The 12709-nt window shown below is 48.0% G+C and carries 13 protein-coding genes; 6 read left to right on the top strand and 7 right to left on the bottom strand.

Annotated elements, in window-relative coordinates; genetic code table 11:
• Position 1: 1 nt before the first annotated feature.
• The gene (gene glyQ, locus BLS03_RS20120; RefSeq protein WP_093278250.1) at positions 2 to 922 is read right to left on the bottom strand and encodes a glycine--tRNA ligase subunit alpha; all 921 of its coding nucleotides are present in this window, start codon (positions 920 to 922) and stop codon (positions 2 to 4) included.
• 222 nt (positions 923 to 1144) lie between these two features.
• Here glyQ and BLS03_RS25720 point away from each other — a divergent pair, with 222 nt between their 5' ends.
• The 3 genes from BLS03_RS25720 to BLS03_RS20110 all read left to right on the top strand — a co-directional run bounded on the left by BLS03_RS25720 (position 1145) and on the right by BLS03_RS20110 (position 2293).
• Positions 1145 to 1315: a hypothetical protein gene (locus tag BLS03_RS25720; RefSeq protein WP_176765650.1), complete on the top strand. Its 171-nt coding sequence runs from the start codon at positions 1145 to 1147 to the stop codon at positions 1313 to 1315.
• Between the two features lie 30 nt (positions 1316 to 1345).
• Positions 1346 to 1903: a TMEM165/GDT1 family protein gene (locus tag BLS03_RS20115; protein ID WP_093278248.1), complete on the top strand. Its 558-nt coding sequence runs from the start codon at positions 1346 to 1348 to the stop codon at positions 1901 to 1903.
• A gap of 129 nt (positions 1904 to 2032) precedes the next feature.
• Positions 2033 to 2293, top strand: a complete 261-nt coding sequence (locus tag BLS03_RS20110; protein WP_093278246.1) for a hypothetical protein — start codon at positions 2033 to 2035, stop codon at positions 2291 to 2293.
• A gap of 58 nt (positions 2294 to 2351) precedes the next feature.
• Here the strand turns inward: BLS03_RS20110 and tusA are convergent, their stop codons facing one another.
• Complete coding sequence (gene tusA / locus BLS03_RS20105; protein ID WP_093278245.1) at positions 2352 to 2600, bottom strand: sulfurtransferase TusA; 249 nt, start codon at positions 2598 to 2600, stop codon at positions 2352 to 2354.
• A 129-nt stretch (positions 2601 to 2729) separates the two neighbouring features.
• On the opposite strand from tusA, the gene BLS03_RS20100 reads away from it, so the two are divergent.
• A complete protein-coding gene (locus tag BLS03_RS20100) occupies positions 2730 to 2915 on the top strand; it encodes a hypothetical protein (protein ID WP_093278243.1) in 186 nt (61 codons plus the stop codon).
• A gap of 152 nt (positions 2916 to 3067) precedes the next feature.
• Here BLS03_RS20100 and ilvA read toward each other — a convergent pair whose 3' ends face one another.
• The 4 genes from ilvA to ilvG all read right to left on the bottom strand — a co-directional run bounded on the left by ilvA (position 3068) and on the right by ilvG (position 8615).
• Complete coding sequence (gene ilvA / locus BLS03_RS20095; RefSeq protein ID WP_093278241.1) at positions 3068 to 4615, bottom strand: threonine ammonia-lyase, biosynthetic; 1548 nt, start codon at positions 4613 to 4615, stop codon at positions 3068 to 3070.
• Between the two features lie 4 nt (positions 4616 to 4619).
• Positions 4620 to 6461: a dihydroxy-acid dehydratase gene (gene ilvD, locus BLS03_RS20090; protein WP_093278239.1), complete on the bottom strand. Its 1842-nt coding sequence runs from the start codon at positions 6459 to 6461 to the stop codon at positions 4620 to 4622.
• 218 nt (positions 6462 to 6679) lie between these two features.
• Positions 6680 to 6964 (bottom strand): acetolactate synthase 2 small subunit, encoded by a 285-nt coding sequence (ilvM, locus tag BLS03_RS20085; RefSeq protein WP_093278237.1) that lies wholly within the window; start codon positions 6962 to 6964, stop codon positions 6680 to 6682.
• A gap of 1 nt (position 6965) precedes the next feature.
• The gene (gene ilvG, locus BLS03_RS20080) at positions 6966 to 8615 is read right to left on the bottom strand and encodes an acetolactate synthase 2 catalytic subunit (protein ID WP_093278235.1); all 1650 of its coding nucleotides are present in this window, start codon (positions 8613 to 8615) and stop codon (positions 6966 to 6968) included.
• Positions 8616 to 9126: 511 nt separating this feature from the next.
• Between ilvG and BLS03_RS20075 the strand changes: the two genes are divergently transcribed.
• Entirely contained in the window at positions 9127 to 10650 is a 1524-nt protein-coding gene (locus tag BLS03_RS20075; RefSeq protein ID WP_093278233.1) for a YifB family Mg chelatase-like AAA ATPase, read from the top strand.
• 7 nt (positions 10651 to 10657) lie between these two features.
• On the opposite strand, the gene BLS03_RS20070 is transcribed toward BLS03_RS20075, so the two are convergent.
• Complete coding sequence (locus tag BLS03_RS20070) at positions 10658 to 11632, bottom strand: DUF2860 domain-containing protein (protein WP_176765649.1); 975 nt, start codon at positions 11630 to 11632, stop codon at positions 10658 to 10660.
• 119 nt (positions 11633 to 11751) lie between these two features.
• Here BLS03_RS20070 and BLS03_RS20065 point away from each other — a divergent pair, with 119 nt between their 5' ends.
• Positions 11752 to 12669 (top strand): acyltransferase, encoded by a 918-nt coding sequence (locus tag BLS03_RS20065; protein ID WP_093278229.1) that lies wholly within the window; start codon positions 11752 to 11754, stop codon positions 12667 to 12669.
• Positions 12670 to 12709: the final 40 nt, after the last annotated feature.

Genomic DNA, 12709 nt, shown 5'->3' with positions numbered 1-12709 from the left:
CTTATGCCTTGTCTTGTGGCTTTTTACACATAGGGAAGCCAAGAGCTTCACGAGAGGCGTAGTAAGCTTCTGCAACCGACTTCGTCAGGTTACGAATGCGCAGAATGTAGCGTTGACGCTCAGTCACAGAGATCGCTTTACGTGCATCAAGCAAGTTAAATGCGTGACCCGCTTTCAAGATACGTTCGTAGGCAGGTAGTGGCAGAGGTTTTTCAAGCTCAAGCAGTTTCTTACACTCTTTTTCGCATTGATCGAAGAAGGTGAAGAGGAAATCAACATCGGCGTGTTCGAAGTTGTAAGTTGATTGCTCAACTTCGTTTTGGTGGAAAATGTCACCATAGGTCACTTTGCCTAGAGGGCCATCTGTCCAAACCAAATCGTAAACCGAATCGACACCCTGAATATACATTGCTAAACGTTCGATACCGTAAGTGATTTCACCTGTAACAGGTTTACACTCAAGGCCACCCACTTGTTGGAAGTAAGTAAATTGAGTCACTTCCATACCGTTTAGCCATACTTCCCAGCCTAAGCCCCAAGCACCCAAGGTTGGGTTTTCCCAGTTGTCTTCCACGAAACGAATGTCGTGGACTTGTGGGTCAACACCCAGTACTTCAAGCGAGCCAAGGTAGAGTTCTTGGATATTGTCTGGTGATGGTTTGATGATCACCTGGAACTGGTAGTAGTGCTGCAGGCGGTTCGGGTTTTCGCCGTAACGACCATCAGTTGGTCGACGTGATGGCTGAACATAAGCCGCAGCAATTGGCTCTGGGCCAAGAGCGCGTAAACAGGTCATTGGGTGAGAGGTTCCTGCACCTACTTCCATGTCTAGAGGTTGCACTACAGTACAGCCTTGTTGGGCCCAATAATCCTGCAGCGCGAGGATCATACCCTGAAAGGTTTTGATATCGTATTTTTGCATAGTCAGGTTCGCGCGATTCTTCTTTGTGAATGGAGAAAAAATAACGATCAAGTATACCGAGATATTCTGCGTGGGAGTAGGGTTAATCTTGCCTAAATCGTGGTCAATTATTCCTTTTAATGGAAATTATTGCATTTAATCGCTGTTTTCCCTGAATTGGCATTTTGTGATCATGTTTACACTTGAGATTTAGCGCGTAGCTCATTAGAATGGCGTCTATCTTTGGGGAGTAGCCTACTTATTGAGCAGCAGCGAAGTAAGTTCTTTCGTCAACATAATTGGTGCAAAATCACCATGGCGTTTGAGACTCATCACCACTCTTTGGGTGAGTTTGGCAAGACCTTAGATAAGCATCGTCAACCGGGGTGGGGGGCGAGGTTTATCTTTGGTTAAAATAATTATCCCTGCCCCACTGAGTAGGTCGTGAGCGTTATTGCTATTTCTATCTCCACCGTTGCTTTGGCGGAAATCGGAGATAAAACTCAACTTTTGTCGTTAATGCTGGCCAGTTGCTATCGCAAGCCAGTGCCGATTATCGCCGCTATTTTCCTAGCCACTATTTTTAATCACGCTTTAGCTGCGTGGCTTGGTGTCGTAGTCGCCGATTATATTTCACCTGATGTTCTAAAATGGGTCGTCGCGGCCAGCTTTTTTGCTGTGGCGCTGTGGATTTTAGTGCCAGATAAATTAGACGATGAAAGCTGTCCTACCGAGCGTAATCCGTTCTGGGCAAGCTTCATTGCTTTCTTTATCGCTGAAATCGGTGACAAAACTCAAATTGCTACCTCAATTCTTGGTGCGCGTTACGCAGATGCGTTGATTTGGGTGATTGCTGGTACCACTATCGGGATGCTACTTGCCAACGTGCCTGTCGTGTTGATCGGTAAGCTATCAGCCGATAAATTACCACTCAAATGGATTCGTCGCGTTACCTGTGTGCTGTTTATCGGTTTGGCGATAGGCTCTGTTCTGTACGCGTGAGTTAACTCTCGCTTTTACTGAATGATGTCTTGTTATCAAGCATTTACTGTAAACGGCGTGATATTTGCCATATTTGTGTCATCCTTGTCATGGTAACGTCACTGTAAACGGTGGCGGGAGGGCAATATTATGCTGACACGTTATATGGGGATGACCCCGAGAAGTCAAAGTTACTTGTTTACCTTTGGGTTACTGTTAACTTTGTTGGGAATGGCGTTAACCGATATGTGGTTACCTATGGTTGCAGGCGCATTCATTTTGACCGGGCTGACGGTTGAAGCTTGGATTCGTGTTGCCCATATTATTCCGATGCATGAGGAGCTGCGTTCACTGCGAAAACAGGTGGATCAGTTGCAACGGAATCAACGTCAATTTACCGACCAAGAATAGAAAAAGGCTGCCAATTGGCAGCCTTTTTTATTGTTAATTGATGTAAGTAAAGCCTTGCTTAGTCTAGGCCTTTTTTGATTAAGTATTGGTATGGCAAGCTTTCTGTTTGCGAGTCGATAAGCTGGTGATCCATAAAGCGGCAGAAACTTGGAATATCACGAGTTGTCGATGGGTCGTCTGCGGTGATCAAGAGGGTTTCGCCGCTTTTCATATTGCGGATAGTTTTTCTCACCATCATTACTGGCTCAGGACAGCGTAGGCCTTCAGCGGCTAAGACTTGGTTGGCTGATTCGGGATTGAACGTCATGATCACTTCGATATTGCTAAGATAAGACCGTGATCATACTGCTGGAGAAAAAATATTCAATATCCCTTGGCAAAGAGATCATTTTGTTTTAAATTATTTAACAAGTTAGCAACATAAGAGGTAGCGCTGATGTTAACCGTTCTTGATAGATTAACCATCTACTCAGTTCTTTGTATTGTATGCTTCGGCGCTCTATTTGTTGTTCCAGCCTCGGGTTGGTCTCTCATGCCTCTGCTCGGTATGGCGGCCACCATAATCGGGATATGGCTGGAAGTGTTTTGCTGGTCTGGTATTTCAGAAGAGCAAGAACCCTAATCGACCGACACCTCCTTTGTTCGATAGCGCTAGACTATCTTCTCCAATTTTCTTGGGCTTCCCCGCTGTGAAAGGCGGGATTTTTTTGCCTGCTATTTAGATAATCGAGGCACAAAAAAGCCGCCCTGCGGCGGCTTGAAATGCTTATTTGGTTATTTGGATAAGAAGAATTTATACGCCGGGTTTGCTGACTCATCTTTGTATTGATAATCCAGCTCTCGTAGATGGGCAGAAAATTCGCTTAAATCGCTATCGTCCAATTCAAAGGCACACAATACGCGGCCGTAGTCGGCGCCGTGATTGCGGTAGTTGAATAAGCTGATATTCCAGTGGGTGGTGAGAACGCGTAAAAAGCGCAGCAATGCACCAGGATATTCAGGAAATTCAAAACTATACAAACGCTCATTCATAGGTTTTGAAGGTTTACCGCCGATCATATAGCGAATGTGTTGTTTCGCCATTTCATCTTCTGACAAATCGACCACTGGATAACCGCCTTCGCGTAAATCCTTAATGATGCTGTCGAGTTCTTGTTGGCCGTTTTGCAAACGGACACCGACAAAGATATTTGCCAGTTCGTCGTCACCGTAGCGGTAGTTAAACTCTGTTACTGCTCGACCGCCAATCAAGTTACAAAACTCGAGAAACGCCCCTTGTCGTTCTGGAATCGTGACTGCAAGTAAGCCTTCACGTTTTTCACCAAGCTCACAGCGCTCTGAAACGTAGCGTAAGCCGTGGAAATTGGTATTCGCACCTGACAACACGGTTGCCAATTTCTGGTCTTTAAGTTGTTGCTGCTCGGCGTATTTTTTTAGTCCAGCAAGAGCCAAAGCGCCAGATGGCTCAGCGATAGCGCGAGTATCTTCAAAAATATCTTTGACTGCAGCGCAGATTTCATCGCTTGAGACACACACATGGCCATCGAGGTATTTTTGGCACAGACGGAAGGTTTCGTCACCAATACGTTTTACTGCCACGCCATCGGCAAACATGCTGACTTGATCAAGCACTACGGGCTCGCCCGCGTCTAATGCAGCTTTAAGGCAAGCGGAATCTTCAGGCTCAACCGCGATCACTTTGATTTCTGGCATTAACTGTTTGATAAGAACCGCCACGCCAGCCGCAAGGCCACCACCGCCAACCGGAACAAAAATGTAATCTAGGTGGCCGTTTTGCTGCAGCATTTCCATGCCTATGGTGCCCTGCCCGGCGATCACCAATGGATGGTCGAACGGTGGCACAAAGGTATAGCCGTGCAGGGCAGATAAGCGTTCCGCTTCTGCTTTTGCTTCGTCAAAATTACTGCCATGTAGAACCACTTCTCCGCCGAAACTGCGCACAGCATCGACTTTGATGTCTGGAGTAGTTTTAGGCATAACGATAATGGTTTTAATGCCGAGTTTGGTGCCGGATAACGCCATGCCTTGTGCGTGGTTGCCCGCTGAGGCGGCAATAACCCCTGCCGCTTTTTGCTGTTCATCTAAACTCGACACCATATTGTAGGCGCCGCGCAGTTTAAATGAATGCACTGGCTGGCGATCTTCACGTTTTAATTGCACTTGATTGTGAATGCGTTCCGATAGTCTTGGCATGTCTTGAAGTGGCGTAACGCTCGCCACTTCATAGATAGGGGCTCTTAGGATTTGGCGCAGATAATCTGCGCCAGATTGACATTCACTCCCTGATTGTTCGTCGCTCATTTGGCTAGTCCTCTAGCTTAGATTTGTCTCGTACTGCCCCTTTATCCGCGCTGGTGGCCATGCTGGCGTAAGCTTTCAGTGCAAAAGAGACTTCACGCTGACGATCAACCGGTTTCCAGCCGAGCTTATCTTGCTCTGCGCGGCGCTCGGCCATTTCTTGCTCGGACACGTCCAAGCTAATGGTACGATTTGGAATATCGATAGAAATGGTATCGCCATTTTTCACTAAACCAATCGCACCGCCGTTGGCTGCTTCTGGAGAAGCATGACCAATCGAAAGGCCTGATGTACCACCAGAGAATCGACCATCGGTCAAAAGCGCACACTCTTTACCTAAGCCCATTGATTTGAGGTAAGTGGTTGGGTAGAGCATCTCTTGCATACCCGGGCCACCTTTTGGTCCTTCGTAGCGAATTACGACGACATCACCAGCTTTAACTTTACCGCCGAGAATGCCTTCTACCGCATCTTCTTGGCTTTCAAATACCACGGCAGGGCCTTGGAACTTGAGAATGCTTTCATCCACACCTGCGGTTTTAACGATACAGCCATCGAGAGCAATATTACCTTTGAGTACTGCAAGACCACCGTCTTGGCTAAAGGCGTGCTCTTTGGTGCGAATACAACCTTGTTCACGGTCGTCATCCAACGTTTCCCAGCGGCAATCTTGCGAGAAAGCTTGTGTGGTACGAATGCCTGCAGGACCCGCGCGATAGAAATCTTTCACCGCTTGCGACTCAGTTTGCATGATGTCGTATTGAGCCAATTGCTCGTTCCAGTTAAGGCCAAGTACGGTTTTCGCTTGGTTATGTAATAGGCCCGCACGATTCAGTTCGCCTAAAATACCCACGACGCCGCCCGCGCGGTGTACATCTTCCATATGGTATTTTTGAGTTGATGGCGCCACTTTACACAGGTGTGGAATTTGGCGCGACATACGGTCGATGTCGGTCATGTCAAAATTAACTTCTCCTTCCTGCGCTGCGGCAAGCAGGTGAAGTACGGTGTTGGTTGAACCGCCCATGGCAATATCCAGAGCCATCGCATTTTCAAACGCATCTTTGGTTGCAATGTTACGTGGCAACGCGGTTTCATCGTCTTGCTCGTAGTAACGCTTGGTCAGTTCGACGATTCGTTTACCTGCATTAACGAATAGCTCTTTGCGATCGGCGTGAGTTGCCAGCATTGAACCGTTACCCGGCTGCGATAGACCAAGAGCTTCGGTCAAACAGTTCATCGAGTTGGCGGTAAACATACCTGAGCAAGAACCACAAGTTGGGCAAGCTGAGCGCTCGATTTGTTCGCTTTGTGCATCGGAAACTTTTGGATCGGCACCTTGGATCATGGCATCGACTAAGTCGAGTTTGATGATTTGGTCAGAAAGCTTAGTTTTACCCGCTTCCATTGGGCCGCCAGAAACAAAGATCACTGGAATATTGATGCGCATTGCTGCCATCAGCATCCCCGGAGTGATTTTGTCACAGTTAGAAATACACACCATGGCATCGGCGCAGTGAGCGTTCACCATGTATTCGACTGAGTCAGCGATTAGTTCACGTGAAGGCAGCGAGTAGAGCATGCCGCCGTGACCCATTGCGATGCCGTCATCCACGGCAATGGTATTAAATTCTTTGGCAATCCCGCCTGCTTGTTCGATTTCTTGAGCCACTAACTGGCCAAGATCTTTCAGATGTACGTGGCCTGGTACGAATTGGGTGAAGGAGTTCACCACGGCGATAATTGGTTTACCGAAGTCTTCCTCTTTTACACCAGTGGCGCGCCACAGTGCACGAGCCCCCGCCATGTTACGCCCGTGGGTGGTGGTGGCTGAACGATATTTTGGCATTTCCTTATTTCTCCTGATTGCTTATTGCTCGCAGGGACGCTTTGCTCCCCTGCTCCACTTATCTTTAGTGGTGCCTTGGCATCGGCCAAAATAAGCGGTGTGTAATTTTATGCTCGACCAGCAACGTTCGCTGGCCGAATGTAATCTATTGAAGCAGCCTTTAGACTCACTGCTTTGATGACCGTTGGCGGCGCTATTACGCCGTCGAAGTAGTGGTTTTATGCGTAGACTTGTTGCTGCAAGTTGTTGTTTGGCAACTCATCATTGGCGATTTTTATCACTTCAACGCTACGCACATCCCATAACTTTTCAATCTGATTGGTGATGAACGAGATCGGTCTGTCACTGTCGACGATGATTTCAACACTTGCCACTTTGCTGGCATGGTTTTGCGTTGCCGCGACTTGTTTAATGATGAAACCACGATGACGGATGACGCGAAGAACACGTTCTAATAGCACCGGTTTGTCATCGGCTTTGATGTCCAGTAAGTATCTTTCCATATCAGGTGTTCTCCAACATATCGCTGTTTGACGCGCCCGGTGGGACCAATGGCCAAACATTTTCTTCTTCATCAATTAATACATGTAGCAGATAAGCGCTGTCGCTTGCCAACATCTCTTTAAGCGCTGGCTCCACTTCTTCTTTACGGGTGATGGTTTTGCCCGGAATATCAAATGCTTTTGCCAGCATGACGAAATCTGGGTTGTCATCAAGAATGGTTTCACTGTGGCGACCATCAAAGAACAGAGATTGCCATTGACGAACCATGCCTAAGCGTTGGTTATTAAGCAGTACGATTTTAACTGGGATTTTACGGCGCTTAAGTGTGCCAAGTTCTTGAATGTTCATCATAAAAGAACCATCGCCAGTGATCAGTACCGACTGATCTTGCGAACGGGCTACGGCTGCGCCCATTGCTGCAGGTAAGCCAAAGCCCATAGTGCCAAGGCCTGCCGAAGTGATGAAATTTTGCGGCGCACGTGGCTGAATATGCTGGGCTGCCCACATCTGGTGTTGGCCGACATCGGTCGAAACGACCGTGGAGTCTGGCATCATGTCTGAGAGCTGTTTAAGTAGCAGTGGTGCATAAATCAGATCGCCCGGATGGTCATAACGCCATTTGAAGCCGCTACGCAGGCTCTCGCTGTGTGTTACCCAAGGGGTAATGTCTTGAGTCAATTCAAGATGTGGCAGCAAATCTTTGATATCACCGCGCAGTGGTGCGTTGGCACGACGTAACTTATGAATCTCTGCGGCGTCGATATCGATGTGAATTACTTTAGCGTGCGGAGCGAAAGTATCGAGCTTACCAGTCACGCGGTCATCGAAACGCGCGCCGACAACGATCAACAAATCACACTCTTGAACCACTAAGTTGGCGGCTTTGGTGCCGTGCATGCCAAGCATACCCAAATAGTGTGGGTCGTGGCGTTCGATAGTGCCAAGACCTTTTAAGGTACTGACGGCTGGCATCGGGTTTAAGCGCAGAAACTCGCGCACACATTCAGTGGCTTTTGATAACTGAACTCCGCCACCAACATACAGGACCGGGCGTTCACTGGCGGCGAGCAAGCGTTGCGCTTCGGCTAATTCTTGAGAGCTAATTTCAGGAATGTCACACGGTGGAGTAAATTTCGGGAGCACACTAACTGGCGCTGCGGCAAGTTGAACATCTTTGGCTATATCGACTAATACAGGACCCGGACGGCCGGTTTTCGCAACTTCAAACGCTTCGGCTAGCGTTGGTGCAAGTTCATTGATGTCGGTAACGAGATAGCTGTGTTTAGTACAGGAAAGAGACATGCCGATCACATCCATTTCTTGGAAGGCATCGGTACCGATATGAGAGCTGGCGACTTGGCCTGTGATGGCAACAATTGGGATGGAATCGAGCAGTGCGTCGGCTAAACCGGTAACTAGGTTGGTTGCCCCTGGTCCTGAAGTTGCCATGCACACGGCCACTTCTTGACTTGCTCTTGCCATGCCAATAGCAGCCATGGCGGCGCCTTGTTCATGTCGGCAAAGGATGTGTTCAACGCCTCCGTCATAAAGGGCATCGTAGATCGGCATGATTGCGCCGCCTGGATAGCCGAACACTTGCTTGATGCCTTGCTGCTGCAATGCTGTTACGACTAATTCAGCTCCTGTCATCGTAACCTCCCGTGCTTCGCTTATTGCGATGTTGTGTGATATTGCACGTCATGTGCGCTCCCGTTGTGTTCCTGTCAGACTTGATTATTGTGTTATCAAAATGTGCTTCTTGGTTGAGCTCAACTTGTAAAAAAACCCCCGGACTTTTCAGTGCGGGGGTTTCTTTGTGATTCAGTGGTTATCTTTCGCCCACAAGCCCCCGCGTGGTGTCAATAATGACCACGATAATCAGGAGAATCAGTGCGTTTAGGCGAATAGAGAAGTTCATTTCAATATCTTTGTTGTGTTAATTTCTACGTCACTGCCTGAGAGTAAAAACCAGACATTGTGCGTAAATTTGATACGATTTTGTTTGCGTCTCTAGTGGTATCACACAAATCCGTTACCTGACAAGCAAAAACTCATTCTTTTTTCAGATTCTTTCAACTGTATTACAGGCAAGATTAGAACAATCTTAAGTTCTTGAGCACCTTACTGCTTCCAGTGTGCGATTGTGAAAGAGTATTCAAATATGGGACTAGCCATTATTTATAGTCGCGCCAGTGTTGGCGTTGAGGCACCGCCGGTAACGGTTGAGGTACATATTAGCAATGGGATGCCCGGTTTTACCTTGGTGGGTTTACCGGAAACGACCGTCAAAGAGTCGCGCGATCGGGTGCGCAGTGCGATCATCAATTCGCAATTTGAATTTCCTGCTAAGCGTATTACCGTCAATTTGGCGCCCGCGGACTTACCCAAAGAAGGTGGACGTTTCGATTTACCGATTGCTTTGGGGATTCTCGCCGCATCAGAACAGATTCCGGATACCCTACTTGCTGAGCGTGAGTTTATTGGTGAACTGGCGTTATCAGGGGAATTGCGCTCGGTCAAAGGTGTATTGCCTGCAGCACTTGCGGCCAGTCATGCTCGTCGTTCGCTGGTGGTTCCGCATGATAATGGCGACCAAGCTGCTTTGGTGGGTAAAGAGCGCCATCAGTCGGCGCAGTCGCTGTTGCAAGTGTGCGCGGCGTTATGTGGTCAGCAGGAGTTAGGGCTGCATCAATCGAGCGAACAGCAAGTTCAGGCTCCACCATCACGAGATCTGCAGGATATTATTGGTCAGCAGCAAGGTAAGCGTGCTTTGGAAATCGCGGCGGCAGGCTCTCACAACTTGCTGTTTCTAGGGCCGCCGGGTACTGGTAAAACCATGCTCGCTTCGCGGCTGTGCGATTTGCTCCCGGAAATGGATGAGCAAGAAGCGATGGAAACCGCAGCGGTGGCGTCTTTGATTCAACAAGATATCAATATCTACAACTGGAAACGTCGTCCGTTTCGAGCGCCGCATCACTCCAGTTCGATGGCCGCTTTGGTGGGTGGTGGCAGTGTACCGAGGCCGGGTGAAATATCATTGGCCCATAACGGATTACTGTTTCTTGATGAAATGCCGGAATTTGAACGTAAAGTGCTTGATTCACTGCGCGAGCCGCTGGAATCTGGCGAAATCATCATTTCTCGCGCACAAGGCAAAACGCGTTTTCCGGCTCGCTTTCAATTGATTGGGGCATTAAACCCTAGCCCCACCGGCTATTACGAAGGCAACCAAGCGCGAACGAACCCTCAAATGATTCTGCGCTATTTAAGCCGCCTTTCGGGGCCGTTGCTCGACAGGTTTGATATGTCGCTGGAAATCCCAGCTCTTCCCAAAGGAACGTTAGCACAGGGTGGTGAGCGCGGAGAAACCACCCAAACGGTGAAACAACGTGTTTTAGCTGCCAGGCAAACCATGCTTACGCGCAGTGGTAAAGTCAATGCACTGCTTAGCAGCCAAGAGATTGAACGCTATTGTCCGCTGGATAAACAAGATGCGCGCTTTTTAGAAAATGCCCTGCATCAACTCGGGCTGTCGATTCGCGCGTATCATCGCATTATTAAGGTTGCCCGTACCATTGCCGATTTAGCGGGTGAGTCCGATATTCAAAAATCCCATCTTGCTGAAGCCTTGGGTTATCGCGCGATGGACCGATTGCTACGCCAGTTGACTGCGCAATCGGTATGACCCAGCTCTAAAATTTAAAGTTAACCCCAAGCGCTACCAAATAGCTGTCTTCTTCATAAAATTTGATGTTGGAGTCGGTGGCGTTATAGCCAGCAAATGAGACGATCGACCACAATGGTGTTACCGAGTATTCATAAGCCAAAAACAACTTCAGTTGTTCGTCTGAGCGTTTGGTATCAAATACCGGGTGGTTGGCGGAGTAATCCCGCTGGCTGTAGCCTAAAGTTAGGCCAATGCGTTGCTGGGGTAGAAACTGAAATATCGACAGTTCACCGCCATACGAGCGAAATGACATTGCCTCGCCATCGGCGGTGCTATCGATGAATTCCAAAGATGGGCTGACAAAGGTCATGGTTGGAAAACGCAGCGCAGCACTACCCTTAATGTATACCGCCGTGCTATCACGCCCAAGTAGGCGCTGCTGCTGTTCGCTCAGGCCTAAGTACTCACCGGAATGCTCGCTGTGAACGTCTTTTTGAGTATAAGCGGTGTCAATTGAGAAGACAGACCCGAACAGCTTGTTTACTTTGAGGCGAAAGGCATTGCCATTGACATCAGTATCATGGCGCTTACTACCGGTGACAAACGGGTCTTTCCACGCTTCCCCATTTAACACGGTTGGTAGGTAGGAAACATCGACGACCATACCATCAGGAAAGGCTTCTTTATAACCAATCTCTGCGGCCAGTGTCCCTACCGCGACGTCATCACGTGATGTACCGATGTAGACTTGTTTTTCTAAACTGCTGCCAAATGTGTACTTAAGATTTCCAAGCGGTGCGGCAAAGCTTTTACTATCGCTAGATGCTGATTGGTTAAAATCGGTGAGAATCGGGTTGGTTCCAGTATTGAGTTGGGATTTTTGTTGAGCGTATCCAGCCAGAACCGATAACTCTCCGCTTAGCCCGCCGTGATCGGCGAGCTCTGCCCAGCTCGGTGAGCTGCACAGGCAAAGCAGTAACCCGACATGGTGCTTTCTCATGGTGTTTTCCTTTTTGTGTATCAGTTTGACTACTCTGACCATTCCATCAGCGATTCCAAACTGGGGATTCATTTGTATAATGACCCGCTCAATTATTATCCGAACTTCGTGTTGTAAATATGTTGGCGTACTTGTTACTCATTCTTAACGTTTTTCTTGTGATTATTAATTCGGCATTGTGTTCGATTGTTATTTGTTTGATCGCGATCGTAAAAATACTGCTTCCTAGTGACAAACTTAAAGCGTTCGCAACGCGATTTGCCAATAAGATCATGTGGATATGGGCAACGGTAAACAGCTGGATATTAAAAACCTCCAACTCGGTCGATTGGCAAATCGAAGGTATTGAAGGACTGAGTAAAGAGTCTTGGTACCTGCTGATTTGCAATCATTTGAGTTGGACGGATATCGTAGTCCTTTGTTGCGTGTTTAAAGATCGCATTCCGATGCCAAAATTTTTCCTCAAGCAGCAACTGTTGTACGTACCTTTTATCGGTATGGCTTGTTGGGCATTGGATATGCCATTTATGCGTCGTTATTCACGTGAGTACTTAATTCGTCATCCCGAGAAACGTGGTCAAGATTTAGCGACCACACGGCGTTCATGCGCAAAGTTTGCTTATCAACCAACTACTGTGGTGAATTATGTTGAAGGCACGCGTTTCACTCAGCAAAAACGCGCCAAATCAGCTAGTGGGTACCAACATCTGTTGCAACCTAAGTCGGGTGGCATCGCGTATACGTTAGCGGCGATGGGCGAGCAATTTGATAGCATTTTGGATGTGACCCTCGCCTACCCTAACAATCAGACGTTACCATTTCGCGATCTCTTGATGGGTAAAATGACCTCGATTGTCGTTCATGTGCGCCAACTCCCCGTTGATGAGCGTGTGCAAGGTGATTATTTCAACGATAAGAAATTTAAACGCCAATTTCGCTTATGGCTTGATGAGGTTTGGCAGCAAAAAGATTTACGTCTGCAGCGCGTTCATCACGGTGTCGAAGTGGATGATTCTTTGCTGGAAGCGCACAAATAAAAAAGGAGCCTTTCGGCTCCTTTTTTAATGCGTGACGCCG

This window comes from Vibrio xiamenensis (assembly GCF_900100015.1).
In the GTDB taxonomy this organism is placed as follows: Bacteria; Pseudomonadota; Gammaproteobacteria; order Enterobacterales; family Vibrionaceae; genus Vibrio; species Vibrio xiamenensis.
This window is presented reverse-complemented; position numbering and strand designations above follow the sequence as displayed.